General features: G+C 63.0%; 22 protein-coding genes and 2 pseudogenes. 15 read left to right on the top strand and 9 right to left on the bottom strand.

Translation table 11 applies throughout. The features are described from left to right. Window positions 1-156: 156 nt before the first annotated feature. Window positions 157-336, bottom strand: a complete 180-nt coding sequence (locus CRJ03_RS04670) for a hypothetical protein (RefSeq protein ID WP_104017753.1) — start codon at window positions 334-336, stop codon at window positions 157-159. A gap of 103 nt (window positions 337-439) precedes the next feature. On the opposite strand from CRJ03_RS04670, the gene CRJ03_RS19600 reads away from it, so the two are divergent. Then, window positions 440-859, top strand: coding sequence for a hypothetical protein (locus tag CRJ03_RS19600; RefSeq protein WP_206018299.1), 420 nt, complete (start codon window positions 440-442; stop codon window positions 857-859). On the opposite strand, the gene CRJ03_RS04665 is transcribed toward CRJ03_RS19600, so the two are convergent. Together CRJ03_RS04665 and CRJ03_RS04660 are read right to left on the bottom strand one after the other, a co-directional pair. Next, window positions 816-1,505, bottom strand: a complete 690-nt coding sequence (locus CRJ03_RS04665; protein ID WP_129590236.1) for a hypothetical protein — start codon at window positions 1,503-1,505, stop codon at window positions 816-818. The two genes, CRJ03_RS19600 and CRJ03_RS04665, sit on opposite strands and share 44 nt — an antisense overlap. Further along, entirely contained in the window at window positions 1,498-2,373 is an 876-nt protein-coding gene (locus CRJ03_RS04660) for a nucleotide-binding protein (RefSeq protein WP_129590235.1), read from the bottom strand. Before CRJ03_RS04660 ends, CRJ03_RS04665 begins: the two co-directional genes overlap by 8 nt. A gap of 608 nt (window positions 2,374-2,981) precedes the next feature. On the opposite strand from CRJ03_RS04660, the gene CRJ03_RS19595 reads away from it, so the two are divergent. From CRJ03_RS19595 to CRJ03_RS04650, 3 genes are all read left to right on the top strand, one after another. Then, complete coding sequence (locus tag CRJ03_RS19595; protein ID WP_129590234.1) at window positions 2,982-3,530, top strand: plasmid mobilization protein; 549 nt, start codon at window positions 2,982-2,984, stop codon at window positions 3,528-3,530. A gap of 223 nt (window positions 3,531-3,753) precedes the next feature. After that, on the top strand, window positions 3,754-5,397 hold the full coding sequence (locus tag CRJ03_RS04655; RefSeq protein WP_165375237.1) for a relaxase/mobilization nuclease domain-containing protein: 1,644 nt from the start codon (window positions 3,754-3,756) through the stop codon (window positions 5,395-5,397). A gap of 12 nt (window positions 5,398-5,409) precedes the next feature. Next, the gene (locus tag CRJ03_RS04650) at window positions 5,410-7,347 is read left to right on the top strand and encodes a type IV secretory system conjugative DNA transfer family protein (RefSeq protein WP_104017749.1); all 1,938 of its coding nucleotides are present in this window, start codon (window positions 5,410-5,412) and stop codon (window positions 7,345-7,347) included. A gap of 63 nt (window positions 7,348-7,410) precedes the next feature. On the opposite strand, the pseudogene CRJ03_RS04645 reads toward CRJ03_RS04650, so the two are convergent. The 3 genes and pseudogenes from CRJ03_RS04645 to CRJ03_RS04635 form a co-directional block, all read right to left on the bottom strand. Further along, window positions 7,411-8,209 (bottom strand): annotated as a pseudogene (locus tag CRJ03_RS04645) (IS630 family transposase). A 230-nt stretch (window positions 8,210-8,439) separates the two neighbouring features. Beyond that, the gene (locus CRJ03_RS04640) at window positions 8,440-9,897 is read right to left on the bottom strand and encodes a pyruvate carboxylase subunit B (RefSeq protein WP_104017748.1); all 1,458 of its coding nucleotides are present in this window, start codon (window positions 9,895-9,897) and stop codon (window positions 8,440-8,442) included. Further along, window positions 9,894-11,255 carry an acetyl-CoA carboxylase biotin carboxylase subunit gene (locus CRJ03_RS04635; protein WP_206018298.1) on the bottom strand — a complete coding sequence of 454 codons (1,362 nt, stop codon included), beginning with the start codon at window positions 11,253-11,255 and terminating at the stop codon, window positions 9,894-9,896. Before CRJ03_RS04635 ends, CRJ03_RS04640 begins: the two co-directional genes overlap by 4 nt. Before the next feature lie 139 nt (window positions 11,256-11,394). On the opposite strand from CRJ03_RS04635, the gene CRJ03_RS04630 reads away from it, so the two are divergent. From CRJ03_RS04630 to CRJ03_RS04595, 8 genes are all read left to right on the top strand, one after another. Next, window positions 11,395-12,219: an IclR family transcriptional regulator gene (locus CRJ03_RS04630; protein WP_104017747.1), complete on the top strand. Its 825-nt coding sequence runs from the start codon at window positions 11,395-11,397 to the stop codon at window positions 12,217-12,219. After that, on the top strand, window positions 12,206-12,670 hold the full coding sequence (gene accB / locus CRJ03_RS04625) for an acetyl-CoA carboxylase biotin carboxyl carrier protein (protein ID WP_165375236.1): 465 nt from the start codon (window positions 12,206-12,208) through the stop codon (window positions 12,668-12,670). The genes CRJ03_RS04630 and accB overlap by 14 nt, the downstream gene beginning before the upstream one ends. Window positions 12,671-12,718: 48 nt before the next feature. After that, on the top strand, window positions 12,719-13,633 hold the full coding sequence (locus tag CRJ03_RS04620) for a beta-keto acid cleavage family enzyme (RefSeq protein ID WP_104017745.1): 915 nt from the start codon (window positions 12,719-12,721) through the stop codon (window positions 13,631-13,633). 3 nt (window positions 13,634-13,636) lie between these two features. Continuing rightward, the gene (locus tag CRJ03_RS04615) at window positions 13,637-14,401 is read left to right on the top strand and encodes an SDR family NAD(P)-dependent oxidoreductase (RefSeq protein ID WP_104017744.1); all 765 of its coding nucleotides are present in this window, start codon (window positions 13,637-13,639) and stop codon (window positions 14,399-14,401) included. A 102-nt stretch (window positions 14,402-14,503) separates the two neighbouring features. Further along, a complete protein-coding gene (locus CRJ03_RS04610; RefSeq protein WP_104017743.1) occupies window positions 14,504-15,583 on the top strand; it encodes a TAXI family TRAP transporter solute-binding subunit in 1,080 nt (359 codons plus the stop codon). A 92-nt stretch (window positions 15,584-15,675) separates the two neighbouring features. Beyond that, window positions 15,676-17,628, top strand: a complete 1,953-nt coding sequence (locus tag CRJ03_RS04605; protein WP_104017742.1) for a TRAP transporter permease — start codon at window positions 15,676-15,678, stop codon at window positions 17,626-17,628. A gap of 22 nt (window positions 17,629-17,650) precedes the next feature. Continuing rightward, window positions 17,651-18,265 (top strand): glutathione S-transferase family protein, encoded by a 615-nt coding sequence (locus tag CRJ03_RS04600; protein ID WP_104017741.1) that lies wholly within the window; start codon window positions 17,651-17,653, stop codon window positions 18,263-18,265. Window positions 18,266-18,280: 15 nt separating this feature from the next. Next, complete coding sequence (locus tag CRJ03_RS04595; RefSeq protein WP_104017740.1) at window positions 18,281-19,114, top strand: 3-oxoadipate:acetyl-CoA acetyltransferase; 834 nt, start codon at window positions 18,281-18,283, stop codon at window positions 19,112-19,114. On the opposite strand, the gene CRJ03_RS04590 is transcribed toward CRJ03_RS04595, so the two are convergent. Further along, entirely contained in the window at window positions 19,109-20,626 is a 1,518-nt protein-coding gene (locus CRJ03_RS04590) for an AMP-binding protein (protein WP_104017739.1), read from the bottom strand. The genes CRJ03_RS04595 and CRJ03_RS04590 overlap by 6 nt on opposite strands. Then, complete coding sequence (gene sauS / locus CRJ03_RS04585) at window positions 20,623-22,032, bottom strand: acylating sulfoacetaldehyde dehydrogenase (protein WP_104017738.1); 1,410 nt, start codon at window positions 22,030-22,032, stop codon at window positions 20,623-20,625. Before sauS ends, CRJ03_RS04590 begins: the two co-directional genes overlap by 4 nt. A 154-nt stretch (window positions 22,033-22,186) precedes the next feature. On the opposite strand from sauS, the gene CRJ03_RS04580 reads away from it, so the two are divergent. The 3 genes and pseudogenes from CRJ03_RS04580 (at window position 22,187) to CRJ03_RS04570 (ending at window position 25,240) form a co-directional block, all read left to right on the top strand. After that, window positions 22,187-23,224, top strand: coding sequence for a LacI family DNA-binding transcriptional regulator (locus tag CRJ03_RS04580; RefSeq protein ID WP_104017775.1), 1,038 nt, complete (start codon window positions 22,187-22,189; stop codon window positions 23,222-23,224). Between the two features lie 196 nt (window positions 23,225-23,420). After that, the gene (locus CRJ03_RS04575) at window positions 23,421-24,410 is read left to right on the top strand and encodes an NADPH:quinone reductase (protein ID WP_104017737.1); all 990 of its coding nucleotides are present in this window, start codon (window positions 23,421-23,423) and stop codon (window positions 24,408-24,410) included. Between the two features lie 118 nt (window positions 24,411-24,528). Then, window positions 24,529-25,240: pseudogene (locus CRJ03_RS04570) on the top strand (IS6 family transposase). A gap of 170 nt (window positions 25,241-25,410) precedes the next feature. Here the strand turns inward: CRJ03_RS04570 and CRJ03_RS04565 are convergent. Then, a complete protein-coding gene (locus CRJ03_RS04565) occupies window positions 25,411-26,436 on the bottom strand; it encodes a nucleotidyltransferase family protein (protein WP_104017736.1) in 1,026 nt (341 codons plus the stop codon). Window positions 26,437-26,562: the final 126 nt, after the last annotated feature.

The raw sequence follows: 26,562 nt of genomic DNA, 5'->3' as shown, positions 1-26,562 counted from the left end.
TGGGTCTCCTATCGGTCTTCTTTGGTAGCGTTGCAAACCGTCGTCGCATTTGCAACGATCTCTGCCCCGCGTGTTCTCTCTCTCGGTGTTATTGCCCCCGGATCACAATCGTGTCCTGCTCAGCTCGCTCACGAGCATCGTAGCGCTGATCGCGGTCTAGCCCGCGTCATCATAAGGCACGTATCTCAAGTTTGCGCCGTCCACCTGATCAAAGCCATCGGACCATCTGGTACGGCGCATGCCGCAGATCCACTGGAACACGACGCCGACCTCGACATCTTCACCGTTCACTGTCGCCCAAATGACTTCTACGGGGTAACCCGCATAATTCTTCATGCTCTACTCCTGACCTCCATTTGGTCGGAGCCGCAGTTATCAGGTGGCAGGTAGATACCTGTACCTATATATGCGCAACCAACACAAAACGGAGTTTACTAACTTGCTTTACAGGCCTCTACATATTGCGCTCTTTCTGGGCGCGGCTTCATCCTCCGTCGCGGCCGAGTGGGAGGTCGGCTTGTCGCGAGGTCTGGAGACCTATGCTGCGACTGCAAACGACGGGACTTTGCTCTTAGTTTGCGATCCAGACCGTGTCTACAACCCAAACGTGAGCCATGCGTATTTTTTATCGCGTCACAGCGATGACAAAGCGCCACAACGAATTGTCTTTCTTGCGGCGTCCGGCGAGCAGGCTGCCTTCTCTGTGCAGGACGGAATCGCAACGCAACGTGATGCTGATTCTGCCGAATGGGCACAGCTCATCGACATGATCGAGGCGGGCGGTCAAATCGCTGTCGTGACTGCTCGAGATGCCTTTACGCTGGATCAGGACGCGCTGCCCGGACTTCGATGTCGCTGATCTTTTGGGCGAGTTCGTCGATCTCGGATCTCAGCAGCGCCTTGCCGATGGCGGATAACAGTTGTGTAGCCCCGTAGACGTTGAGCGGGTCATCAATGCTCGTCTGCAACGCCGCCACATGGGTGGCTTCGAGCCTGATCATCGATTTCATGAAGGGGGCACCGGTGCCTTTGGGCTCGGCCAGGCGTGGTCGTGCAGCCGAGGCAACCTCATGCCAGGTCGCTGTGTCGCGCAGTTTTTGAATGCGGGCGCGAACCGCTTTGATCAAGGCACGCCGAACGTAGTCCGGGTCAAGGCCAGATCGCTCTGCCAGCGCATCAATACGTGCCTGATCCTCAGCCCCGATGCGCACGTAATAGGTTCGAGACTGCCCTTCGGCGCTATTGCTGCAAGCATCATTCGCCAACGGCTGGGTAGATACCCCCGAGTTGATGCGCGCCGTTTCAGCCTTGGCCGCCTTTTCCCCTTTCCGGGGTTCTTTCTTGTCCACCGAATTTGCCGCTGGGCCTTCTGTCGTGACCGCTGCCGCCGCACTCTGATTTAAAGCTGCATATTTCGTGGCGCTTGTGGCGAACTGCCGCGACCGTGCCAGCCTGTCTTCGTTCGAGACAGCGGTCCCGGACCGGTTTGGAATCTTCCTAGCCATTGGCGGCGTCCACCATGGCCTCGATGTCGCAAAGGACGTCGCCGCACAGTGTCAGGGCCGAGGAAAGATGCCCCGCCTGCAACCGATGACGCAGGTCCTGTTCATAAATGTCCCGCACGTATCCGAGCGGTCCGGTCAGCGACATGCGCTGGATCGCGGCGAGGTGGGGCACCGGCGTTGGTAGGAGCGGCAGGGTTGAAATCACCTCGAAGACCTCAAGGTCCTGCCGGTGAACCCTGCGTCTTGCTGCATCACGCTCAAAGTCATCGCCTGCGGTCACGAAATCGATCGCGCGTTTGTCCGCGTTCATCAACACCGCAGAAAACAGCGGGGCGGGGTCGTCCAGCCCGAGGGTCTCGATCATGCGAATGACCCATGTCAGGGTTTTCAGGGCCGCCACGAAATCCGACTGTACCGGCACGGCAGGCACCAGGATCATGTCGCAGGCCAGCGCCAGTGTTTCGGTGTCGGGGTGTTCGCCGGGGCGGGTGTCGATCAGAACCAGATCCACACCTTCAGCCTCAAAGCTGTCCAGCGCGTGGTAAAGGCCTTCAACGGTCTCGGGGGCATCGGCCACGGTCAAGCCTGTGGGCCATGGAAGGCGTGGCAGATCACCGAAGTCGGCGCGCGCGCTTTTTGATTCCCATTCGAGGATCTGCTTGTCAGCATCCGCATCCATGACGTGCACACGGCGGCCGCGTGCCAGCATGGCGGACGCAAGCATCTGTATGAGGGTTGTCTTTCCCGAACCGCCCTTCGCGGAGATGGCTGTCACAACAAGCATTAAATGTCTCCATAACGTATATCTTGGTCCGTTATGGCGATGCCTCGAGATGGCGTCCAGACCTGGAGCGATACAGGCGGTCAATTTTTGGGTCAGAACAATCTGCAGCTGCTGAGGCGATCTGCTGTTGCTGCAATCATCGGCGTACGCGTTTAGTCAATCGGGCATGCATGCAAGCAGGCGTTGTGTCATGCATCACTTGCGCCATCGCGCCGTTGCGGCAATGCTCCAACATTGCCCGAAGCCATCGAGGGGTTGGCTCTCATGGGCCTTATGGCGTCTGGCAAATGATCCTCGACCATCCGTGACAGCACCAACGGTATAAGCACGGTGCCGCGCAGGCGTTCCAATCCCACAAGGTCTTCTTCTCCTTCCGGGAAAACCCCTTTGAGCATTCAACGCCAATGAAGCGATATCGTGTCGGCTGCGCCGACGTCATTCCCGCGCCTGTTCAGGATCCGGGCCTACGTCCCGGATCGCGGCGCGGGGGAGGCGGTGTCCCTTCGGTCTATTCGTTGTCGCGCGGGGTTTGCAGCACGCATGGCCAAGGCCCTGCCTGCTGATCACCAAAGGTGCGACAACGGACCGAAGGGACGTTGACAGGAACGGTATTGTGTATGACAAAACTTGTGCGGTGACTCATTAGAGTTTTCGTGTTTACAAAAACTATCTAATGATAAATCTTGCCGCCCATGTCCAAACGCCTCTCCACCACAGCCCGACAAGAGGTTCTCCGGCTTGCCGCTCAAGGGCTTGGCGATGGGGAGATCGCCGTGCGTGTTGGCTGCTCCCGGCCCACTGTCGCCCGCGTGCGGGCGCGCGGTGTGGTGACGGATCGAACCACAAAGGGCCACGTGCTGCAGGTTCGGGTGTCCGCCCGTGAGGCCGAAGCATTCGAGGCGCTTGTGGCCGAGACGGGCATGACCACGTCGGGTCTGCTCCGGCACATGATCCGTCTGTCATCCGGCATTGTCGCGTTTCGCCGGGACGAGGTCGCGGCGCTCAAGGCGTCGGCCAATCAGCTCAATGCCTTGGCGCGCAATCTTGTGCAGATGCTGAAGCTTGCCCATGCGGGCAAGCTGCGGTGGAACGCGCGCGACGCGGCACTGGTCGGTCGGCTTGCGGACCGGGCTGAAGAGGTTGCCCGGGCTGTGCAGGCTTTGCGCGCGGCCTCGCTGCGCGGGTCCTTCGTCCGAGTGTCCGATCTTCGGGACGTTGGGGAGGGGCAGCGCGATGGCTGAAACACGCACCCTCCAGCAGGCGGTATTGGGCGAGATACTGCCTCATGTGGGGCGGCGGTCTGCAGCCATGGCAGGCGAAGCGCGCGTATCGTCGGGCCGTCGGCGTGGCACGTCCGGCGGGGCAGTTGCGGTAATGTCCTGGAACGCACTGCGGGTGCCGCAAAGCGTGGTGAAGCGGGTTGGCACGGGCGGGTGTCATTCGCCCAAAGAGTTACGCCGACAGATGAAATACATCCTGCGCGACGAGGCGCAGGTCGCAGCCTGGTCGAACCAGATCGGCATCGATCGTGTCTTTGGCGAGCGCGGCATGGAAAGTGTCATTGCCGATTGGAGTGCTTCCTGGTGCGGGGCCCCGAAACGGGGTCATACCGATCACATCATCCTGTCCTTTCCCAAGGGAACCGAGGCGGAGTTGGCGGAAGCCATCTCGCGCGAATGGGCGCAGGAGGTGTTCGGCGGGGATTACCGGGATCGATATCGGTATGTGGCAGCCCTTCATTGCAACACAGATCATGTGCATGCCCATGTTCTTGTCGACAAGGTCGGGATGGAGGATGGCAAGTTCCTCTCGATCAGCCGTCATTCCGAGATCAGCTATGACATGATGCGCGAGTTGCATGCGCAGATCGCGGGTGAGCACGGGCTGGTGCTGAACGCCTCTTCCCGCCTGTCGCGCGGCATCATGGAAAACGCGCCGCGGGACACCGATTTGCAGGCGGCCCGCAAAGAGGAGCGGGAGCCAGTGGTTGCGCCGCTGGATCCTGCAACCCGCGCCCTGCGAGACGCCGAGATACGTGGATACGCTGAGGGGTATCGGCAGCTGGCGCAACTTGCCGGGATGCGCCTGGAGGCCGACACCCCTCCGGATGGATGGCTCGGACGCATCGCGGAGAGCGCACAGCATGCCGCCAACAACTTTATGAAAGGACTGCCGGTGAAAGAAGGGTTTGCCGAAGGGGCCGATATCCCCGTGGCCGGAGTGGACGTGATCGGTCGTCTGATCGCCGCCCGCGAGACATTGCAGGCGGAAGCCGAAACCGCCTGGAGCGCCATTCAGGACATGGCGCCCGGTGCCGAGAAGGTAGAGCTGGAACAGCTCTTTGCCGGGCAGGCCCGCGAAATGGGCACGCTTCTGGGCCGCGACTTTCTTGCGGATCATTCTTTATCGGTGTCGTCGGAGCGCGATCCCTACAGTGTGCAGGGGATTGCGGGGCTGGCCTCACGGGCAGGAGAGGAGGGCAATCCGCTCTCGGTTGAGGCCGATGCTGCACTGGGTAGTTTCCGAGCGGAATTGGCGCGGGTTCTGGCACCGATGGAGGCGCGGCTCGAGGAGGCGGACAGCAGCGTCGAAGAAGTTGCTGCCCGTTTCACCGCACCCCATCGCAGCGAGGCGCAACTTGAAGCGTCACGTCCAGTGGACGCCCAGGAGCGCTCGGACTGGCTTGGGTTCGAACGCGACATGCAGGCGCGCGCGCGTGATGTTTTTACGGGGCTGCACATGGATCGTGATCTTTTGGCGGATCTGGCGCGTCAGGACATTCTCGACGCGGGGCAGGGCAGCCGCCTTGCCGACATCGCCACGCTGGACAAGCTGATCTCCGACGTGCGGCAAGACCTGCGCGACGGGGATATGGATCAGCTGGCAGCGGGCCGGATCGATCCGCTCATGGACCGCATCGAAGACCCTGGTCTGCGACAAGCCGTGTTCTCGGAGCTAAAGGCCATCGCCGCGGTGGATGCGGGTGATGACATTGCCGGCCGCGACAGCGAACCCGCCGCCACCTACCGGACCCGGATCGAGGCTTTCGAGCGCGCCGAGGAGCGGGGGCGAGACCGGGACGATACCAGTGGCGATTACGGCCTTTAGAGGATCCAAAACATGCTGCATGCAATGGAAAGCCGTTGGCGGTATCCGATCGCCATCCTGCTCGGACTCGGTGTTGGCACCTGGATCGGTGCCGCGATTGCCACGCTCTATCTGATGGCGCGATTCGGCGAAGACCTGGGTGGGTTCGATATTTTCGAACTTTGGCTGCTCAATCTGTCTGATCCACGGATCAAGGCAAACCCTGCGGTGGAACATACTGCGTGGCTCATCACGGCACTTCCTGCCCTTTTGCTGGCGGCGACAGGGGCGACATCCGTTCATCGCGGGTCGCTCACCGATTATGATGATGCACATTTCCAGTCGCGTCCCGAGCTCCGCCGCAATCGTATGTCGGCATCTCTCTCCCAGAATGGCTTTCTGTTCGGCAAGCTCGGGTCACCTGCGTCCCGCGCGCCCTTCGTGTCGGCCACGCCAGATCGCTTCCCGCATGCGATGATGATCGCGCCCACGGGCCGCGGCAAAGGGGTTGGTTTCGTATTGCCGAATCTTTTGCACTTCCAGGGCAGTGCCGTGATCCTCGACGTCAAGGGCGAGAATTTCGAGAAGACATCCATCCACCGCCAAAAGGCGCTGAACAACCAGGTCTGGTACTTTTCGCCCTATGACTACGTTCAGCCCGAAGGCAAGAACGGGCCCGTCCTAACCCGCACGCACCGGTTCAATCCTCTCCAGCGCATTGCCGATCTGCCCAGCCCCGAGCAGCAATACACCGCTGTCAACACCATGGCGGACTTGTTCCTCATCGTCGAAAGCGTGAACGCGCAGAGCTTTTTCCAGGCCGGACGCAGCCTGTTCGTGGCGTCTTGCCTCTACGCCATCGAGACCGGCAAGCCGACGATCGGTGAGGCGCTGCGGCTCATGACCGGCGGCGGCAATAAAAAGGAATTCTACAAGCGGGCTGCGATGCAGACCGCGAACCCGGTGGTGGCAGAGATTTTCCTGAGCATGGCCGACGAAGTGGACAAGATTCTCGATTCCTATGTCAGTGTGATCCGCGGGGCCGGATTGGAGCTTTGGCTCGATCCGGCGGTGGACCGGGCGACACAGGCAAGCGATTTCGACTTTGGGACTTTCCGACGAGAGCCACAGTCGCTCTATATCGTCGTGCAGCCGGAGCACCTGAAAACACTGGCCCCCCTGATCCGGCTCCTGTTCGCCGATGCCATCGCATGTTTGCAGCGCGCGCATCCCGGACCGGACGAGCCACATCCTGTCATGTTCCTGATGGATGAGTTCGATCAACTGGGCAAACAACCCCTGGTCCTGCAGAGCATCAAGACGATCCGCTCTTATGGCGGGCGGCTCTTTATCATCTCGCAGTCGATCCCCGGTCTTGAAGGCATCTACGGCGAAACCGACCGCCGAGCGCTGCAGGCCGGTGCTGGTGTGCAGATTTACATGACCCCGCAGGATGATCGCACCGCCGACGTGCTGTCCGCAGCCCTGGGCAAGCGCACGATCGTGGGCAAGACCAGATCACAGGCAACTGTGCGCAAGCTCTCGGAAAGCGCAAATGTCAGCCACCGTTCGGAAGAACGGGCGCTGGTATCCCCCGCTGAATTGCTGCGCTTCCCGCTCGACAAGGTCCTTGTTCTGCCTGAGGGGCAATATCCCATCAAGGCGGATCACATCCGTTACTATGCCGACCGCCATTTTGCGGAGATCGACAAAGCACGGCAGGGGCATGCCTTGCCCTATCCTCCTGCTGCAACACCAATCTCGAGCAGGCCGAAGAAAATCACACTCGAACAACCAGAGCCCGCTGCGCCTGCGGCGATCTCCATGGGCGACAAGGAATTCGAGACTGCGGTCCAGACCTATACAGGAGCACTACAGGGATACGCAGAGGCCGCCAGGGTACAGCCAAAGAAAACACGATCTGGTCGCCGAAAAGCTTCGTCGGACTTTGCGGAGCCCGAGTTAATCTAGCCCCTTCAGTTCTAAGTTCAGTTGCGGATAAGGGTGAAATCCTGCGCTCTTATACCAACCGCCCTATGCATTGACCGTTGCCCAATCCCTTGAAGTGATCGAGGTGATTGTGTTTGGGCAATCAGCAAAGAAGTTCCATGCATCGCAACATTTATCGACGACCTCGGCATAGCTGTCGAAGACCGTGATCGCCAGTTTGTTGGCGCGCAGGTATTGCCATACGTTTTCGATTGGATTGAGTTCAGGGGCATAGGGCGGCAAGGGCAGGAGCGTGATGTTGGCGGGAACCCTCAGAGCCTTTGCGCCATGCCATCCGGCCCCGTCGAGCACAAGGACCGCATTGGCCCCAACTGCGACGGCTTTGGCGGTTTCGGCCAAGTGGAGGTTTATGGCCTCGGTATCGACGTAAGGCAGGACGAACCCAGCCGCGACACCCCGGCCCGGGCAGGCAGCGCCGAAGATGTAGCTCCATTTGTATCGCGTATCGCGAGGTGCGCGCGGGCGGGTGCCGCGCCGGGCCCTTTTGCGTGTGAGAGTTCCCTGCTGCCCGAGTCTGGCTTCATCCTGGAGCCCCACCTCAGGCGGCTTGCCCCTGGCCTCCTGGGGGAGCGTTTCAGCTACGATATCATGGAAGTTTTTTTTGAAAGCCTCCTGCGCCGCCGGATCGGTCCCGGGATGCTCAGGGCGCACCGAAAGGCGGCGAAAGCCGTGCTTGGCCAGATGCTTGCCGATCCATCCCGCAACTCTCGGCTGCCGTCTTGCGATCCGTCCCGCCAAGCACGAGCGCAATCGCAAGCATCCGCCGAACTACACGCCCGTCCCTGATGCGCCCAGCTTCAGCGCGCAACTCCCGTGCCGTCAAATCCCTGTGTCAAATTTCAACCGCCCGACCCATCAGTGCCTCCTCTGCTCATGGCCCGATTCAATCCCGAACGTCAACAGGCACCTAGCTCGGAGCCAGACGGGATCATAAAATGAGCGCTACGCTCAATGAATGGACCATCCATTGTAGCAATGTGATTGGCACCAGGGCACGGCGGATCAAGCCGCAATGTGTTCCCCCGATGACCGCGTGCCATGCAGGCGCGGCGGTCAGCCCCGGAGCGTCTTTTCGAAGTAGTGAAAACCCGTGACGTCGGGACGCGCCGCGATGCCCTTGATGAGCGTGAGCAAAGGCGTCTCCCCCAGAGGATAATCCATGCGGATCGGACCAACGGCCTTGAGTGCCGAGTATTGTCCGTCGTCGTAGAAGGCCGCCAGCAACAAGTCGTCATCGCTCTGGAACGGTCCGCGCTGATCGCGCAGCCGCTTGATGCCGGGAGGCACCAGCAAGCCGGGACGCTCGGTGATTGGGTCCTGGCCACGGGTGATCTTGTCATAGAGGTTCGGGTCGATCGTGCCCGCAATCTCGCCATAGCCGCCACGCACATAGAGCTGCACCTCGTTCGGGACGGTATCATAGCGCGCGCGGCCCTGATCCCGGCCCATGACGTTCAGGATTGCCTGGGTCACGACATATTGGGCAAAGGGACTGACGATGATCGGGTAGCCCAGATCCTCGCGCACATGCCATGCCTCTTCCAGGATCTCGTTCAGCCGCCCCTGAAGCCCCATGCCCTCAAGCTGATAGGCGAGGTTCGACACCATGCCGCCCGGGCATTGGTGGCAATAGTGGAATTCGTCATATTCGCGCACCTCGCCCACGGGCTTGCCCTCGGCCTCGGCGATGAAGGCCAGCCGTTCGGCGGCCTCCTCCACCGGTCCGAGGTCGATATCCACGCCGTAGCCGCGCCGCCGCAAGTTCTGCGTGACCCGTTCGGTGGGGCTGTGGCTGACGCCATTGGCGAGGGTCGAGGTGGCGGTATGGACCACGTCGACCCCATGTTCGACCGCCTGCAGCACGACATAGGGGGCGAGCCCCGAGTTGCAATGCGTGTGGATCTGCAGCGGCATCTCGCCCATCACCGATTTGAGCGCCGGGATCAGCGTGGCGACGCGCTCGGGCCGCAAGAGGCCGCTGGCATCCTTGAGAAAGATGCCATCGACGCCAAGCGCGATCAACTCCTTGGCTTTTTTCTGGTAATAGGCGTCGGTGTGCACGGGGCTGTAGGTATAGACCAGCCCGCCCACGACGTGCAGACCGTGGCTCTTGGCGGCGCGGATCGGGATTTCCAGATTGCGCATGTCGTTGAGCGCATCATAGGGCGTGTGATAGCGCATGCCGTTGGCGGCAAACCGTTCGGCCGCCAGTTCCACGATATCGTCGGGAAAGAATTCAAAGGTAAAGAGGCTCTGCCCCCGTGTGTGGATGATCAGCGGCGTTTCGGTGACCCATTGATTGAGAATGCGCATGCGCTCCCACGGGTCTTCGCGCAGGTAACGCACGCAGACATCGAACACCGCCCCGCCGACGAGGTCGATCGCCTCGAACCCGGCGCGATCCAGCCGCGGGGCGATCTCCTGCATCATGGCGGTGGTCATGCGCGTGGCCCAGAGGCATTGATGCGCATCGCGCAGGGTGACGTCAACAAGACGGATCGTGCGGCTCATGTTTCCCTCTCGAACAGCTGCGGCAAGAAACTTTCCTCGACCCACTTGGTGTGAATTCCGCTCACCGCAAACTCCGGATCCCGGACGAGGGCGCGGTGCAGGTCGATGGTGGTGTCGATGCCCTCGACCATGAACGCGGCCAGCGCGGCGCGGGCGCGTTCGAGGGCGTGGCCGCGATCGGTGCCATGTACAATGAGCTTGGCCAGCATCGAATCGTAATAGGGCTGCACCGTGCTGCCAGCGGCGACGAAGCCATCGACCCGGATGCCGGGCCCGCGTGGCGGCTCCCACCTCGTGATTCGGCCCGGGGAGGGGCGGAAATCATGCCGAAAGGCTTCGGCGTTGATGCGGAATTCGATGGCATGGCCACAGTCGGCGGCGGGCGGGCCCACCGAGATCCCCTCGCCCCGCGCGATGCGGAACTGCTCGGCGACCAGATCCGCGCCGGTCAGCATTTCGGACACCGGATGCTCCACCTGAATGCGGGTGTTCATCTCGATGAAGAAGAACTCGCGCGTCGCGGCGTCGAAAATGAACTCGACGGTGCCCGCGCCGCGATAATTCACACCGGCGGTGAGGCGCAGGGCGCTGTCATGGATGCGCGCGCGCTCCTCGGAGTTCAGCACCGGCGAGGGGGCCTCTTCGAGCAGTTTCTGGTGACGCCGCTGCACGGTGCAATCGCGCTCTCCGACATGCACGGCGTTGCCCTTGCCATCGCCGAAGACCTGCACCTCGATATGGCGGACATTCGACACGAAGCGTTCGAGATAGACCGCAGGATCGCCGAATGCCTGCTGCGCCTCGCGGCTGGCCTGTGCGAACAGCGCGCCAAACTCCTCGGCGGAGCGAGCGATTCGCATACCGCGCCCGCCGCCGCCAGCACTGGCCTTGATCAGGACCGGAAACCCGATCTGTTCGACCAGTTCCTCGATGTTGTCCGCCTCACGGACCGCGCCGTCGGATCCGCGCACCACCGGCACGCCATGTCTGAGTGCGGCGCTGCGGGCCGCAGCCTTGTCGCCCATCAGCCGGATGGTGTCTGCCTCGGGCCCGACGAAGATCAGCCCTTCGGTCGCGCAACGCTCTGCGAAATCGGCATTTTCCGCAAGGAACCCGTAGCCCGGATAGACCGCGTCACAACCCGTGGCGCAGGCGACATGCAAGAGCGCGTCGGCATTGAGATAACTCTGCGTGCTGGACGCAGGGCCGATGCAGACAGCCTGACTCGCGGCCCAGACATGCGGCGAGGCGGCGTCGGGCTCCGAGTGGACCGCAACCGACCGGATATCGAGCGCATTGCAGGCCCGCACCGCCCGCAAGGCGATTTCCCCTCTGTTCGCGATCAGGACTTTCTTCACGGTGATGCCGGTCCTTTTGCTGCCACGGTTCATAGCCTCTCAATATCTGGCAGATTGGCAAGCAAAATTTCATCTTGTAAAAAATTTCATTCCGGATTTTGATAATATGAAGATTCTCCTGACGGGAAGGACAGATTGAATGACGGCCCCTCTACATCTTGCCAATCCGCTCGGCGATCGCTCCAGCGTATCGCAAAAGACATTCGCGGTGATGGAATGCATCGGATCCTCGGGCCGTCCGCTGACCGTGTCGGAGATCGCGGTGCTGCTCGACATGCCGACCCCGACGGTGCACCGCATCGTGCACCAGTTGGAAATGGACGGTCTTCTGGTGCAGGAGGCGGGCAGCCGGGGATATGTGCCCGGCCCGCGGCTGTTCAATTTTGCGCTCAACGTGTTTCAGACGGCGGTGCGGCATGGCTCCAAGCACGCGATCCTCGAACGGCTGTCGGCGGCCACCGGCGAGACCTGCAACTTCGGCATCATTTCCGGCGGCGCCCTGCTCTATGCCGACCGGGTCGAGGCCTCCTGGCCATTCGGGTTGCGCTACGAAGTGGGCTCGCGCGTGCCGTTGCATTGCACCTCGATGGGTAAGATGCTTCTGGCGCATCAGCCCAAGCGGCGGCGCGAGCATCTGCTGTCCCTGTCCGACCTGCATGCCTATACCGACACGACCATGACCGAGATTCCGGCGCTCGAGGAACAGTTCGCCCAGATCCGGACGCAAGGTTATTCCGTCGATAATCAGGAATTCCTGGCTGGCGTGATCTGCGCGGCGGTTCCGGTGCGCGATGTGCGCGGCAAGGTCTGCGCGGCGGTCGCGGTTTCCGCACCGCAGGCGCGCATGCCGATGAGCGTGGCGGTCCAGCATGTCCCGCGTCTGCTGGCGGCGGCGGAAGAGATATCAGCGACCTGGGCGATGGATGAGGCCGAAGAAGGTGAAGATGTCCATGCCCGGATTTAAGGAAGTCGGCGAGATCCTGAGCATCATCGACTCGTCCTCCTGCGAGGAGGTCGTGCTCGAGACGCAGGACATCAAGCTTATCGTGCATCGGCGGGGTGCCGGGCGTGCGGCGAGCGAGAACGCCGCACCGACAGCGCCAGCCGCGCCGGTGGCCAGCCCCGCGACACCGGACGCGACCGCGCCGGATGCATCGCAGGGTCAGGACAATGGCGCGGCCCTCGTGCGCGCCCCCGTGGTCGGCACCTTCTATCGCGCGCCGTCGCCCGATGCGCCGCCCTTCGTCGAGCAGGGCAGTACGGTCAGGCAGGGCGATCCGCTCTGCGTGATCGAGGTGATGAAGCTGTTCACCACTATCCACGCGGACACCGACGGTGTGATCGAGAGCATCGGCGCGGAGAATGCCCAGTTGGTCGAATTTGGACAGGTTCTGTTCAGCATCAAACCGGGCTGACGCGGCAACAAGGGACGCGCGCGGTTCTTGGTCTCAGGGAGGACGTGAATGAAACCGGTACTTCAATCCACCGACAAGGTGGTGCTCACGATTGCACCGACCGGCGGGCTTCATGGCAAGGAGGCCAATCCGAGGCTGCCTGAGCAGCCCGAGGACATCATCGCCACATTCGCCGACTGCTACGAGGCGGGTGCGACCATTGCCCATATCCATGTACGCGACAAGGAGGGGCGGACAAGCGCCGATCCGGTTATCTATGGCGAGGTGATCGCAGGCATCAAGGAACGCTGCCCCGACATGATCACCCAGGTCGGCAACGGCATCGGCATCCGCCGCGAGGGCAACGGCGTCTGGTCCGGCTTCACCCAGGAGCAGCGCATGGCGCTGCTCGATCTCGATCCCGCCCCGGACATGCTGACGGTCAATGCCGGCACGTTCCATTTCCAGCACAAGGATGCGGAATTCCTGTTCAACAACTCCAAGGCATGGAACCGCGAGTTCATCACTGGCTGCCGCGAACGTGGCATCGTGAACGAGCTGGAGGTCTACGATGTCAGCCATATCTTCAACATGCTGCAATTGCGCGAGGAGGGCATCATTTCCGATCCGATGCATTTCAGCTTTGTCATGGGGATCAATGGCGGCATCCCGGCAGAGCCGAAATACCTGCTGACGATGCTCGATGCGATCCCGGAGAATTCGAACTGGCAGATCGTCTCGGTGGGCCGCTCGCAATTGCCGCTGACGACCATGGCCGTCGCCATGGGCGGCAACATGCGCACCGGCTTCGAGGACACGGTGTTCTATGCCAGGGGCGAGCTGGCGGAGACCAACCGGCAACTGGTCGAGCGCGCCGCCCGGATCGTCAGTGAACTGGGCCGCGAGGTGGCCGATATCGACTATGCCCGCCGGATGCTGCACCACAAGACGAACGACCCCTCGGGTCGTGGCGCGGTGATGTAGGCAATGGCTGACCCGGTGTTTGATGTCTCGGGCCATGTGGTCCTTGTCGCCGGGGGTGCCCAGGGTCTGGGGCTCGGGCTTGCATCCGGGCTCGCGGCGCGCGGGGCGCGGATCGTTCTGGCGGACCGGCTGGAGCAGGAAACCTCCGACGCCCTTCGCACGCTGCCCGGCAAGGGGCATCTGTCCTGCGCGCTGGATGTGACCGACCCGCAGAGCGTGGATGAGGTGATTGCCTGCGCGCAGCACCACGGCGGGCGGATCGACGCCGTTCTCAACAGTGCGGGCATCGCCCGTTTCGCCCCGGCGCTGGACCTGTCGGTCGCCGATTTCATCGAGACCATGGCGGTGAACGTGACTGGGGCGTTTCTGCTGTCGCGCAGCGCCGCGCGGGTCATGGCCGAACAGGAGCGTGGCGGCCGGATCGTGCATCTGGCCTCGGTTTCGAGCCGGGTGGTGAACGAGCAATACTCCGCCTATTCGACCAGCAAGGCGGCGCTGTCGCAATTGGTGAAACTGCTCGCGCTGGAATGGGCGCGGACCGGCATCACGGTCAACGCGATCGGCCCGGCCATGACCCGGACACCGCTGACCGAAGCCACGATTCTCGCCGATCCCGAAATGGCGGCGCATGCCCTGGCACAGATCCCGATGGGCCGCTTCGGCGAGGCCGGGGATCTGATCGCGACCATGCTGTTACTGATGTCGGAGGGGGGCCGATTCATCACCGGACAGACCGTCTATGTCGATGGGGGCAGGACGTTGAAATAGCGCATGCAAGAGGAGCAACGCCGGAGGAGTTGCGTTGACGACACTCAAAGCTGCTGGCGGCATCACGTCCGACCGGCACACAGCCAACCAAGGGAGGACTAAATGAAACATTTCAAGTTCATGAGGATGCGGTCTCTGGCCGCTGCTGCGGCACTCGCGGCCTCAACGCTGACGGCGGGCATCGCCGCCGCCGAAACCGTGGTGCCGTTCCTGGCCTGTCCGCTGGGCTGCGGTGCCGTGCAGACCAATACCGTGCTCGCCGCGCGCATGGCGCGGGACGGCTCGCAGGTGCTGCCCGCCGCGCAGGAGACACCGGGATTCATGTTCAACGTGCGCGCCATGGCCGAGGAGCGGCGCTGGACAACCACGGTCTTCGGCACCGAGGACACCGTGATCCAGGCCGCGTTTCAGGGCGGGCGCGAGGAATTTGCGAAATTCGTCCCGCAGCCGGTGCCGATCAAGTTCAAGCTGCTCTACGGTGAAGGCGTGGTCGCTCAGGGCAAGTTCTTCGTGACCTTCGACCCCGAGATCAAGTCGGTTGCCGATCTCAAGGGCAAGAGCATCTCGATCGGCCTGCCCACGCAGAGCGACTGGGGCATGTCGGCGGCACTCTATCTCGAACATGGTTACGGCATCACCGAGGAGAACAGCGATATCCGCTTCGTCTCCCCCGCGGTCCTGACCCAGGAACTGATCGACGGTACCACCGATGCGGCGCTGGCCGCACTGGTCACAAATGGCGACCAGACCATCTGGTGGACCAATGCCCTGACCAGCAAGCTGCATGCCTCGGGTCAGCAGATCCGCTATCTCGGCCTGACCGACGAGGCGATCGACACGGTGAACGAGAAATTCGGCATGACCTATGGCCGCGTCACCGTGCCCGCAGGCAGCTTGCCCGGCCAAACCGAGGATTTCCTCGCCGGAACCAACCGGATCTTCGCCGCCGTCCACCCGGATTTTCCGGAGGATGTCGCCTATGATCTGGTCATGGGTGTGCACAAGCACGGCCCCGGCCTGCGCGAAAGCGGTCAGGGCTTCTGGAAGTTCTGGTCAGAGGCGAACATGATCTCCGGGTTGAGCGAGGAAAACGCGCATCCCGGTGCCATCCGCGCCTACAAGGAACTGGGCCTGTGGGAACGCCGCAAGGACTTCGAGCCGATGACCTATCCAGGCGACTGACCGGGACGGACAGCCTTTCGAACCACGAGGGGAGGGGGCGGCGCGGGCCGCCCCCCGCCCCACGCATACACCATCATGACAGGGCGTGATCAATGTCTTCAGAGCGTTTGCCCAGATCAGGCCGAACCGGGCTGAGCCGTACGCTCGAGGCCGCGATCTGGATCGCGGGCCTCGGCCTCATCGCCTATCTCTCGCTGTCGGTCTTCGGGCTGGTGTCGCGCGGACCGGTCTTCTATGTGAATTTCGCCATGGCCATCGTCGCCATGAGCGGGCTGCTGGCGCTGAGCGAGATCGACGCCCCGTCCGAGATCGAGGGCGAGGCCGGGCGCCGGGTGCGCGCTGCCGGGCTGCACCGCGTGCTGGTGCTGCTGGCTATCGCCTCCGGGCTCGGCGGGCTGGGCTATTTCTGGTGGAATCTTGACTGGATGGTGGTCAACGCGCCGTTCTTCGACCCGGTGACCCTCTGGGCCGGTTACCTGATCATGGGCAGCATCATTTACCTGACCTGGTTTCACTGGGGGCTGCTGCTGTCCTCGCTCTGTGCCGGCTCGATTCTCTATTTCTTCTTCGGACAGCACATCCCGGTGAGCCTTCTGCGTCACACCGGCTATTCCGACGGTTTCGTGATGAACTATGTATCGCTTAATACCAACCAAGGCTTTTTCCTGTTCTCAGGCGTCGCCGCCGACCAGATCTTCCTGCTGATCATCTTCGGCACCACCCTGCTGGGCACCGGAATGCTGCGTCTGACCATTGAGATCGGCAAGGCCACGGGGCGTTCGGTGCGCGGCGGCGCGGCACTGCCGGCGGTGATCGCCAGCGGCTCCATCGGCGCTGTGATGGGACAGGCGGTCTCCAACGTGGTGCTCAGCGGTCGGTTCACCATCCCGATGATGAAGCGCCACGGCTTCGGCGCGCCGATGTCGGGGGCGATTGAGGCCTCGGCCTCCTCGGCGGGGCAGATTCTGCCGCCGGTCCTGGGGCTGGCCGGTTTCCTGATCGCGGCCTTTCTCGGGCTTCCTTATGTCGAGGTGGCGCTGGCGGCGCTGATCCCGGGACTGCTCTATCTCACCGGGGTCCTGTTCTCGATTGGCACCTACGCGCTCCGCCGTGACCTGCCCAAACTTGACGAGCCGGTGGATGGGCGGCTGATTCGGCGCATGGCACCCACGTTCCTTGTGTCCTTGGTGCTGGTCATCTGGCTACTTCTGGGCTTTCGCTCGGCGGGCTACGCGGCGCTGGCGGGCATCGCCGCGGCGCTGGTGCTGTCGCAGCTTCAGGGGCCCTACAGGCCGTCGCGGGCCGAACTTGTTTCGTCTGTGCGCGAGGGGCTGGTGCTGACCACGCTGCTGTCGCTGCTCATTCTCGCCATCGGCCCGCTGGGGCAGGTGATGACCAGCACCAATCTTTCCGGGCGGCTGGCCACGCTGCTGGCCACCACCCTGCCCGATAACGAGATCCTGCTGCTGATCGGGGCGATGCTGCTGTCGCTGGTGCTGGGCATGGGGCTGCCCACGCCGATTGCCTATGTGGTGGCCTCGCTGGCCGTGGTTCCGTTCCTGCAGGAGGTGGGAGTCGAACCGCTCAGCGCGCATTTCTTCGTCTTCTATTTCGCTGTCTTCTCCACCCTCTCGCCGCCGGTGGCGGTCTCGGTTCTGGCGGCGGCGAAACTGGCGCGGGCCTCGTTCTGGACAACCGCCATCCGCTCCCTGCAGATCGCTAGCACCACCTTCATCATTCCATTCGCCTTCGTCTTCAACAAGCCGCTGCTGAGCTTTCCCGATATCGACGCTACGGTGATCGTGCCGGTGCTGGAGGTACTGGCAACCCAGCTGGCGGGGGCGATCGCGGCCTTCGGCTATTGCTTCATGCCGCTGGGATGGGCCGGGCGCTGCTATTTCTACCTCGTGGTCGCGCTCGGCTATGTGACGCTCACGCAGCATGGCCGCCCGGTGGCGCTCGACCTGATGCTTTGCGGATCCCTGATCCTGGGTCTCGCCGCCTGTTTCGTGGACGCAAGAAGACGGGCCGAGGCCCGCACCTGACCGCAACCGAAAGCGAGGCACCATGATCCTGATCGGCCGTTACCTGTCGCCCTTCACCCGCCGCGTCGCGGTATCGCTCAAGCTGCTAGGCCTGCCGTTCGAGCGCCGCCCGCTCACCGCATGGCATGATCTTGAAGAGTTGCGCCGGCTCAATCCGGTGGGCCGGGTGCCGGCGCTGATCCTCGACGATGGCGAGATGATCTTCGAAAGCAGCGCCATCCTCGACGAGATCGACCGGATCGCGGGGCCGGACCGCGCGCTGCTGCCCGCCGCCGGGCCCGCGCGGCGCGAGGCGCTGCGCGTCACCGCCGTCGCGCTCGGCGTCATGGACAAGGCCGCGGCTGCCCGCTACGAGCGCGTCATGCGTCCCAAAGAGAAGGTCCATCAGCCTTGGATCGACCACAATATCGGGCAGGTGATGTCTGGGCTGGGCTGGCTGGAGGAGCGCTTTGCCGACACTGCCCTGCCGCCCGAGATGTCGCAGCCGGTGATTTCCACCGTGGTGGCGCATGATTTCCTTGCCGTCGCGATGGCCCAGATGGTCGACCTACAAGGGGTCCCTGCGCTGCGCGCGCTCTCGCAGGCCTGCGCCGATCTGCCCGCCTTCGCCGAGACTCGCCCCGAGATCGACCTTTGAACGGAGGATCAAGCCATGAGCAAACCCTGCATCATCTGTGTCGCCATGACCGGTGCCGTGCCGCGCAAGAAAGACAACCCGGCGGTCCCGATCACTGTCTCCGAACAGGTCGACGCGATCCATGAGTCCTTTGAGGCGGGGGCCAGCATCGCCCATTGCCATGTCCGCAACGATGACGAGAGCCCGACCAGCGACCCGGAGAAATTCGCCCACCTCAAGGAAGGGATCGAGCGGCACTGCCCCGGCATGATCGTGCAGTTCTCGACCGGCGGGCGCACCGGCACAGGCCGCGAGCGCGGCGCGATGCTGAGCTTGCGACCCGAAATGGCCTCGCTCACAACCGGATCGAACAATTTTCCCGGTCGCGTCTATGAGAACGCGCCGGAGCTGATCGACTGGCTGGCCGAAGAAATGCGGACCTACGGCATCAAGCCCGAGATCGAGGCCTTCGATCTCGGTCACATTTTCCACGCCGCAGCGATGAACCGCGACGGGCGCATTCCCGGCAGCCTCTACATCCAGTTCGTGATGGGGGTGAAGAACGCCATGCCGGTCGATCGAGAGGTGTTCGATTTCTACATCCGCACCGTCAACCGCCTCATGCCGGACGCGGAATGGTGCGCCGCCGGGATCGGCCCAGGGCAGATCGTGGTCAACGAATGGTGCATCGCCGAGGGGGGCCATTGCCGCACCGGCTTCGAAGACAATGTGCGTCTCGACAGGGACCGGCTCGCCCCCTCGAACGCGGCGCTGGTGGCGCGCACTGCGAATCTGTGCGAGCGCTACGGGCGGCCCGTGGCCAGCCCGGCGCAGGCGCGCGAGATCCTAGGACTAAGCCCCGTCTCATAGGGTGCCGTCGGGCTCCGGATCCAGCAATTGCGGCAGCTTGACGCGTTGGATCTTGCCCGAGGGTCCCTTTGGCAGATCCGCCAGGACATGCACCCGGTCAGGGGATTTGAACGCTCCCAGCCGCGCGCGGCACAATTCGAGCAGCGCCCCGGCGCGCACTGTCGCCCCCTCGCGCAGCGTCACCGCCGCCTCTACCCGCTCGCCGTATTGCGGACAGGGGCGGGCGAAGGCCGCAGCCTCGACGACGTCCGGGTGGGTATAGAGCACCTCGTCGATCTCGCGCGGGGCGATATTCTCGCCGCCCTTGATAATCAACTCCTTGAGCCGCCCGGTGACATAGAAATACCCGTCCGCATCCTTGCGTCCGAGATCGCCTGTGCGCAACCAGCCATCTGGGGTAAAGCTGTCGCGCGTGGCCTCTGGGTTGTGGAAATATTCCAGCATGACGTTCGGGCCCTTGACGATGATCTCGCCTTCCTCGCCCGGACGCAGGGGGCGCATGTCCGGTCCCGCCACCTCGGCCATGTTGCCATAGGCGATGCCGGGCGAGCCGATCTTGCGCGTGCCGGGGGGCAGGGGGTTGGAGAGGATCTGTGCGGCGGTTTCAGTCAGCCCCATGGTCTCGATGATGGGCACGTCGAACCGGGCCTCGAACGCGGAATGCACCTCGACCGGCAGCGGCGAGGAGGCCGAGCGCCCGAACCGCAACCGCGCGCGGGTCTCAGGATCAGGGCTGGCCTCGCCATGCACGAGATGCGAGACGATGGTAGGCACGACAGAGAACCACGTCGCCCGCGTCTCCGCAGCCTGCGCCCAGAACCGGCTGGCGGAAAACCGGGCGCACATCGCCAGCTGTCCTCCCGAGACCAGCACCGCCATCACGGACACGCAGAGCCCGTTGATATGATAGGCTGGCAGCACGCAGAGCCCGGTATCCGTGGGGTTCACCTCATGGGCGATGGCCGTGGTCCACCCCCCGGCCAAAAGGCTCGATTGGGTGTGGACAACGCCTTTGGGCTGCCCTGTCGTGCCCGAGGTATACATCAGCAGCGCATGATCGCCGGGCGCGACTGGATGCAGGCTCGCGCCCGGCGCCGACTCGACCATGTCGAGCGCCGTGATAGACCCGCCGGGATTGACGCGCTGGAACACGTCTTGCTGCGCGGGGTGCACGAACGCTACCCGCGCGCCGGAATGATCAAGAGCATATCCAATCGCATCGGCGCCGGCCACGAGGTTGATCATCGTCGCGCGAAACCCGCCGTAAAGCACGCCGAAGAGCGCCTCGATGGAGAGCTGCCCATTGGGCTGCATGATCGCCACGCTCTCGCCATGGGCAATTCCCCTGGCGGTCAGCAGCCCGGCGATGGCACGTGCACGCAGGCGCAGAGCAGGCCAGTCAATCGCCCCCCCCTCGTCGGGAAAGCACATCGCCGGGCCACCCGCCTCGGCGCGGGCGTCGATCCAATCGCGCAGGGTGCCCCGGGGCGGGGCATCGCGCCGCAGCTTCATTGGCCCGCCACCTGCCAGTAGCCTGCGAAAACCTCGTCAAGCGTCGGCTCCTGCGGAGAAATTTCACGAACGATCTTCGTGGTTTGCAGAAAATGCCGCCAGTGAAGGTTGTCGTCGATGGAATTGCCGCCCCAACTTCCGCAGCCCATCGACAGCGAGAACGGCATGCCGTTGTTGAAGGCCCCGCCGGTGGCGAAGGCATGCGGCTGGTTGACGATCACCCGGCAGGTCGGCAGGGTTTCGGCCAAATGGCGTGCGCGGGTATCTTCGGCGCTGTGGAGGCCCACGGAATGGCCGGCCCCCTGATGTGACAGGATGCGCGCAACGATGGACGACGCATCCTCGAAATCAGAGGCGCGGTAGAGCGCCAGAACGAGGCTCAGCTTTTCGCCCGAGAGCGGATGATCAGGCCCGATGCCGCGCGTTTCGACGGCGACAAAGCGGGTATTGGGGGGGGCCTCTGGTGCAAGGTCAAGCGCCTCGATCATGCGCGCTGCATCCTTGGCGATAACCTCGCGGTTCAGATGGCCGTCGGGCCAGAGCCGCTCGACGATGCCCGGCGCTGCGCTTTCGGGCACCAGCGCGCCGCCTTCCTCGGCCAGCGCCGCGACAAATGCATCGTACACCGCATCGACCACCACGACCGCGTTCTCTGACGAACAGGAGGTTGCGTTGTCGAAGGTCTTGGAGGCCGCGATCCTAGCCGCCGCCGCCGCCAGGTCGGCGGTCTCGTCCACGATCACGGTGACATTGCCCGCGCCCACGCCGATGGCCGGGGTGCCGCAGGTATAGGCGCGGCGCACATTGTCCTGGCTGCCGGTCACCACCACCAGATCCGACAGTTCCAGCATACGCTGTGTCTTGGCCTTTGAGCCGGGGGCGGGCACCATCTGCACCAGATCATGATCCAGCCCGATCTTGTCGAACTCGGCATGGATATGCTCCAGCAGCCGCTCGCAGGTGGGCACCCCCTTGGGCGAGGGTGAGAGCACGATGGCATTGCCGCATTTCAGTGCGTTGATGATATTGTTCGCCGGTGTCGCGCCGGGATTGGTCGAGGGCACCACGGCACCGATCACGCCGATCGGGCGGGCGATCTCGGTGATGCCGGTAGCAGGATCGTCGCGGATCACGCCGTGGGTTCGCGCCTTGGCGATATCGCGCATCAGGCCCAGGGTCTTGCGATGGTTCTTGGTGATCTTGTCGGCCACGTTTCCCAAACCGGTGGTCGCGACCGAGAGTTCGGCTAGCGCACGGTTGCGCGCGGGCTCCATGATCGCCCATGCGGCGGCCTGCGCGGCCCGGTCATAGCGCTCTTGCGAGCCGTCGGCCTCATAGGCGCGCTGCGCCGCTCGGGCCCGGGCCATAACCTGCTCGACAGCGGCGATATCATCCTGTGCGCTCATCATGCAGTCCTCTTCAACATCATGGGCAGGCTTAGGCGCACCGTACCCGGCGCCTGGCGCGGTCGGTCATGGACCAGCCTGCTTGACCCATTACGCTACGTAATGAAAATAGGAATGCAAATGTTTTCATAAATTGGTCGGGAACACGGTCCAGATGTCTGATATAAAGCCAGGGAAAGTGGATATCGTGTCCGTTGCAAATGCCGCGGGGGTGTCGCCCTCCACCGTGTCGCGCAGTTTCAACCATCCCGCGCTCGTCAGCCCGGCGACCCGGAAACGCATTACCCGCGCGGTGGAAAAGCTGGGATATATCCGCAATCGGTCCGCCCAGTCGATGCATGGACGACGCAGTGGCACCATCGGATTGATCGTGCCGACCATCGACCACGCCATCTTTGCCGAGATGATCCAGTCCTTTTCCGAGGCCATCGACCGCGCCGAGTTCACCCTGCTGATCGCCTCGCATTCCTATGACCTCGACCGCGAATACGCGATGATGCGCAAGCTGATGGAGCATCGGGTGGACGGGATCGCCGTTGTCGGGCTGGAGCACGCGGAGGCCAGCATGCGCTTGCTGGAGCAACAGGGCATCCCGGCGATGGGGCTCTGGAATTATGCACCCGATGCCGTGTTGCCCTGTGTCGGCGCGGACAATCGCGAGGCGGGACTCCGCGCGGCCGAGCATCTGATTGGGCTGGGGCATCGCGACATCGGGCTGATCTTTCCGCGTTCCGAAGGGAATGACCGCGCCGATGCCCGGCTCGCGGGCGCATGCGACGGGTTGTTGGCCGCAGGCATCCCGCTGATCTCGGACTGGCACTGCGAAGTGCCCTACAGCATCGCCCAGGCCAAGCAGCTGGGGCAGGATCTCTTGCAGGGCGAGCACCGCCCAACCGCGCTCTTGTGTGGAAATGACGTTATCGCGCAAGGCGTGATCTACGGCGCACAGAGCTGTGGTATTGTGGTGCCCGATGACCTGTCGGTGATCGGGATCGGCGATTTCAAGGGATCGGGCGAGATGGAACCCGGCCTGACCACGATCCGCATTCCCGCGCGCGATATCGGCAAGATCGCGGGCGAGCGGTTCACGGCGCTGATCACAGGGACCAAAGAGGGGGCAACCGAGGAGCATTTCCGGATCAGGTGCCCGCTCGAATGCATCCTGCGCGGGACGACGCGGGCGGCGAGTTGACTAGCCGGTGGACAAATCGAAGCGCCGCTGCGACACTAATCTCCAGACCGCTTCGCGGGGCGTCTTCCGGACGGCATCAACGGTTTGAGTCTGCCCACCAGCCGACGCGAGCGGGACCGGGGAAGGGCGCAAAACCGCAGCCACCGATGCGCTGCGGCAGCTCTGACCTTGCCTTCACCTGATCGGAATCACGACCATGCACGCCATAAGTTACAGCCGTTTCGGCCCGCCCAACGAGGTTCTGGCCGCTTGCGAGATACCGACGCCCGACCCGGGCCCGGGCGAGGTTCTGGTACGGTTGCATGTCTCGGGGGTAAATCCGTCGGATGCTAAGGCCCGCGCCGGGGCCCGCCCCGGTGTTACCAAGCCCGCCTTTCCCCGCGTCGTTCCGCATTCCGATGGCGCCGGGGTGATCGAGGCGGTCGGCGACGGGGTGCCTGCTGCGCGCATCGGCACACGCGTCTGGATATGGAACGGACAGTGGCAGCGCGCCTATGGCACGGCGGCCCAATATATCGCGCTGCCGGCCGCGCAGGCGGTTCCCCTGCCCAAGGGGGTGGATTTCGACATCGGGGCCTGCCTCGGAATACCGGGCCTCACGGCGGCGCACACCGTCTTTGGCGGCGGCTGCGTGGCCGGGCAAAGGCTGCTGGTGTCGGGCGGGGCGGGGGCGGTCGGCCACAATGCCGTGCAGCTTGCCAGTGCGGCGGGGGCGGAGGTCATCGCCACCTGTTCGCACTCCGCGATGGACCGGGTGCGCGCGGCGGGGGCGGCGCAGGTCTTCGACTATGCCGATCCCGATCTGGCCGAAAAGATCCTGCAATCAACCGGCGGGAATGGGATCGACCGCGCCATAGAGGTGGAATTCGGGGCAAATGCCACGCTGCTGCACGAGGTGATGGCTCCAAACGGCACCATCGCCGCCTACGGGTCCGGCAAGGACATGACACCGCAGGTCCCGTTCGGGCCCTATCTCTTCAAGGCGCTCAAGATCGACATCATTCTGATTTACATCCTTCCGGATGCCAAGCGGCAGGCCGCCATCGCGCGCCTTTCCACAGCCGTCGAGGCGGGCACACTGCGACCAGTTATTCACGCACGATTTCCCCTCGAGGACTGTGCCACCGCCCATGAAACAGTCATGCGCCCGGGACGCGCGGGGGCGGTGCTGCTCGACATCCCGTGACGGGCGTTAGTCGCGTGACGTGCGCGCCTTTGGCCGAAGCGAGGCGGTGGACTGGTTGAACAGCACGGGGCATCGTCAACTTATTGACCCTACGTCGGACAGGCGGTAGCGCGGGATGATGATCAGCCAGATTTCCCAACCTCGCCTGAAGGGTTACCATTTCCCGCGCTCCATCATTTCCTATGCCGTCTGGGCGTATCATCGCTTCGCGCTCAGCCTTCGTGATGTCGAGGACCTGTTGGCGGAGCGCGGCATTTTGGTGAGCTATGAGACAATTCGAGCCTGGGTCGGAAAATTTGGTGCTCAGATCGCAAAACAGGTGAGGGTGGCTCGACGGCAACCTTCGGACAAATGGCACCTGGACGAAGTGGTCATCATGATCCGAGGCGTAAAGCATTGGCTATAGCGTGCCGTCGACAGCAACGGAGAAGTTCTTGACATCCTGGTTCAATCTCGCCGGAATGCGCGGGCCGCGAAGCGATTTATCGCCAGATTGGTTGCCCGATGGGGAAAACCGAGAGTCATTATTACAGATAAAATGGCGCAGTTACGGAGCGGCCTTGCGGCGGCTCACGCTGGACGTCGATCATCGAGCACATAAAGGATTGAACAATCGTATCGAAGGATCACACAGGCCGACCCGAAAGCGGGAGAAGATACAAGGGCGCTTCAAATCGGCCAGGCAGGCGCAAAGGTTTCTGACCGTTCATGATGAAACCGCAAACCTGTTCCGTCCCCGTCGCCACAAAATGACCGCCTCCGTTTATAGTCAAACGAGAACGGCAGCTTTCCATCATTGGAACGAGACTGCGGCAGCAATGGTCGCTTGAAACGGTGCCGAGAGGCGGATGTCAGAGGACAGGCAATAAGTTGACTATCCCGCCAAAATCAAGCGAAGTTTCCGGGAGTTACATATGCCTTCAAAGCGAGCCGCCCGCGCGACCTGATCCTTGGAACCAGACCAGAAAACGACTATTCCTGCACATCGCGAGTGACCGTGCTACACTGCCTCGCACGCTATCAGAATCTCTCGTGTGTCGCGCATTCGCTGCAGCGTCCGTTCGATCCTCTCACGCCACCTGGGGCCACGCGCCATTGCGTCGGCGTAAGCGTCCCAGATATCGGACGGGCGATCTTCGGCCATGGTTTCGATAAGGAACGCGGCCTGCAGGCGGTCCTTCTCAGCCTTGAAGGACTCGGGCCCGTCGCGGCGGCGGTCTGCAACGATCAGCTTGTGTATGGCGAATTTCTCGGGCCTTGGGATCTGCACAAGGATGCCGTCCCGATAGAGGGCGACGGCGTGGATCGGATCGGAAATCAGATAGTTCAAGTGATGCAGGGCTCGCGCCTTGACGCCGAGGGCGGGGAGATCGCGAATGCCCTCTTCCGCGTCGAAAGATGGCGTCAGGAATTCGATCATCATGCCGGTCTGTCCGCTTTGCTGCCAGCGCCAGACACTATCGCGGTCAAGACCCTGAACGGGGTCAAATTTGAGCGCCGAGAAGGTTTCGGCAAGCGATGGTTCGACGGCGTCCTGCAAGGCAACCGACAGACGCTCGAATTGTGCGATATCGACATCCCCGGTGTTCGCCACGCTGCCAAGGGGAAGGGTGGTGCCCAGCTCTCCTTCCATCAAACGAAAGGCATTCGTGCCGATCAGGGTGCCGCCCAGCCGGAAGGTTCCGACCTTGGCCATGGCGAGCAGCAGCCCGCCTGTGCCGCGATCTACGGGGGTCATGCCCTCGGCGCGCAGCAGCCGCGCGAGCCTGGCGCGTTCGCGCTTGCGCTCCGCTGCCTGTTCCCGCAGTTCGTTCATGCGGTCCACGCGATTGCGCGTCTCGGCACTATCCGGACCGATATACCAGAATTTTACGTCACTGCCGATCTTTTCGGCTGCGTACCAGTAGACCTTGCCGCCGCGCTCCTTGGTGACGAGCGAGCCACGCACATTGGCGACCATGTCGTCTTTCAGCAGGCGCAAGAGATCGCCATAGGCTGAGCGTGCCACTGAGCTTAGGTTGGCCATGTCGGCCTCCAGATGACTGTCTCGGTAAACCTATAATTTTGGGTTGACCGTGACAACCGGTAAACGAATTTATTTCCGTTTACCGGGCGGGATGCATTGTCATGCATCTTCGCTGCGCGCACGCAT

Source organism: Roseovarius nitratireducens (assembly GCF_002925845.1).
GTDB classification, from domain to species: Bacteria; Pseudomonadota; Alphaproteobacteria; order Rhodobacterales; family Rhodobacteraceae; genus Roseovarius; species Roseovarius nitratireducens.
This window is presented reverse-complemented; position numbering and strand designations above follow the sequence as displayed.

What these genes read in the sequence shown, in the direction of transcription:
- CRJ03_RS04670 (WP_104017753.1), bottom strand. Translation starts at nt 336, where the DNA reads ATGAAGAATTATGCGGGTTACCCCGTAGAAGTCATTTGGGCGACAGTG.
- accB (WP_165375236.1), top strand. Translation starts at nt 12,206, where the DNA reads ATGCCCGGATTTAAGGAAGTCGGCGAGATCCTGAGCATCATCGACTCG.
- CRJ03_RS19595 (WP_129590234.1), top strand. Translation starts at nt 2,982, where the DNA reads ATGTCCAAACGCCTCTCCACCACAGCCCGACAAGAGGTTCTCCGGCTT.
- CRJ03_RS04615 (WP_104017744.1), top strand. Translation starts at nt 13,637, where the DNA reads ATGGCTGACCCGGTGTTTGATGTCTCGGGCCATGTGGTCCTTGTCGCC.
- CRJ03_RS04610 (WP_104017743.1), top strand. Translation starts at nt 14,504, where the DNA reads ATGAAACATTTCAAGTTCATGAGGATGCGGTCTCTGGCCGCTGCTGCG.
- sauS (WP_104017738.1), bottom strand. Translation starts at nt 22,032, where the DNA reads ATGAGCGCACAGGATGATATCGCCGCTGTCGAGCAGGTTATGGCCCGG.
- CRJ03_RS04630 (WP_104017747.1), top strand. Translation starts at nt 11,395, where the DNA reads ATGACGGCCCCTCTACATCTTGCCAATCCGCTCGGCGATCGCTCCAGC.
- CRJ03_RS04665 (WP_129590236.1), bottom strand. Translation starts at nt 1,505, where the DNA reads ATGGCTAGGAAGATTCCAAACCGGTCCGGGACCGCTGTCTCGAACGAA.
- CRJ03_RS04605 (WP_104017742.1), top strand. Translation starts at nt 15,676, where the DNA reads ATGTCTTCAGAGCGTTTGCCCAGATCAGGCCGAACCGGGCTGAGCCGT.
- CRJ03_RS04575 (WP_104017737.1), top strand. Translation starts at nt 23,421, where the DNA reads ATGCACGCCATAAGTTACAGCCGTTTCGGCCCGCCCAACGAGGTTCTG.
- CRJ03_RS04650 (WP_104017749.1), top strand. Translation starts at nt 5,410, where the DNA reads ATGCTGCATGCAATGGAAAGCCGTTGGCGGTATCCGATCGCCATCCTG.
- CRJ03_RS04600 (WP_104017741.1), top strand. Translation starts at nt 17,651, where the DNA reads ATGATCCTGATCGGCCGTTACCTGTCGCCCTTCACCCGCCGCGTCGCG.
- CRJ03_RS04640 (WP_104017748.1), bottom strand. Translation starts at nt 9,897, where the DNA reads ATGAGCCGCACGATCCGTCTTGTTGACGTCACCCTGCGCGATGCGCAT.
- CRJ03_RS04595 (WP_104017740.1), top strand. Translation starts at nt 18,281, where the DNA reads ATGAGCAAACCCTGCATCATCTGTGTCGCCATGACCGGTGCCGTGCCG.
- CRJ03_RS04565 (WP_104017736.1), bottom strand. Translation starts at nt 26,436, where the DNA reads ATGGCCAACCTAAGCTCAGTGGCACGCTCAGCCTATGGCGATCTCTTG.
- CRJ03_RS04655 (WP_165375237.1), top strand. Translation starts at nt 3,754, where the DNA reads ATGAAATACATCCTGCGCGACGAGGCGCAGGTCGCAGCCTGGTCGAAC.
- CRJ03_RS04620 (WP_104017745.1), top strand. Translation starts at nt 12,719, where the DNA reads ATGAAACCGGTACTTCAATCCACCGACAAGGTGGTGCTCACGATTGCA.
- CRJ03_RS04580 (WP_104017775.1), top strand. Translation starts at nt 22,187, where the DNA reads ATGTCTGATATAAAGCCAGGGAAAGTGGATATCGTGTCCGTTGCAAAT.
- CRJ03_RS04590 (WP_104017739.1), bottom strand. Translation starts at nt 20,626, where the DNA reads ATGAAGCTGCGGCGCGATGCCCCGCCCCGGGGCACCCTGCGCGATTGG.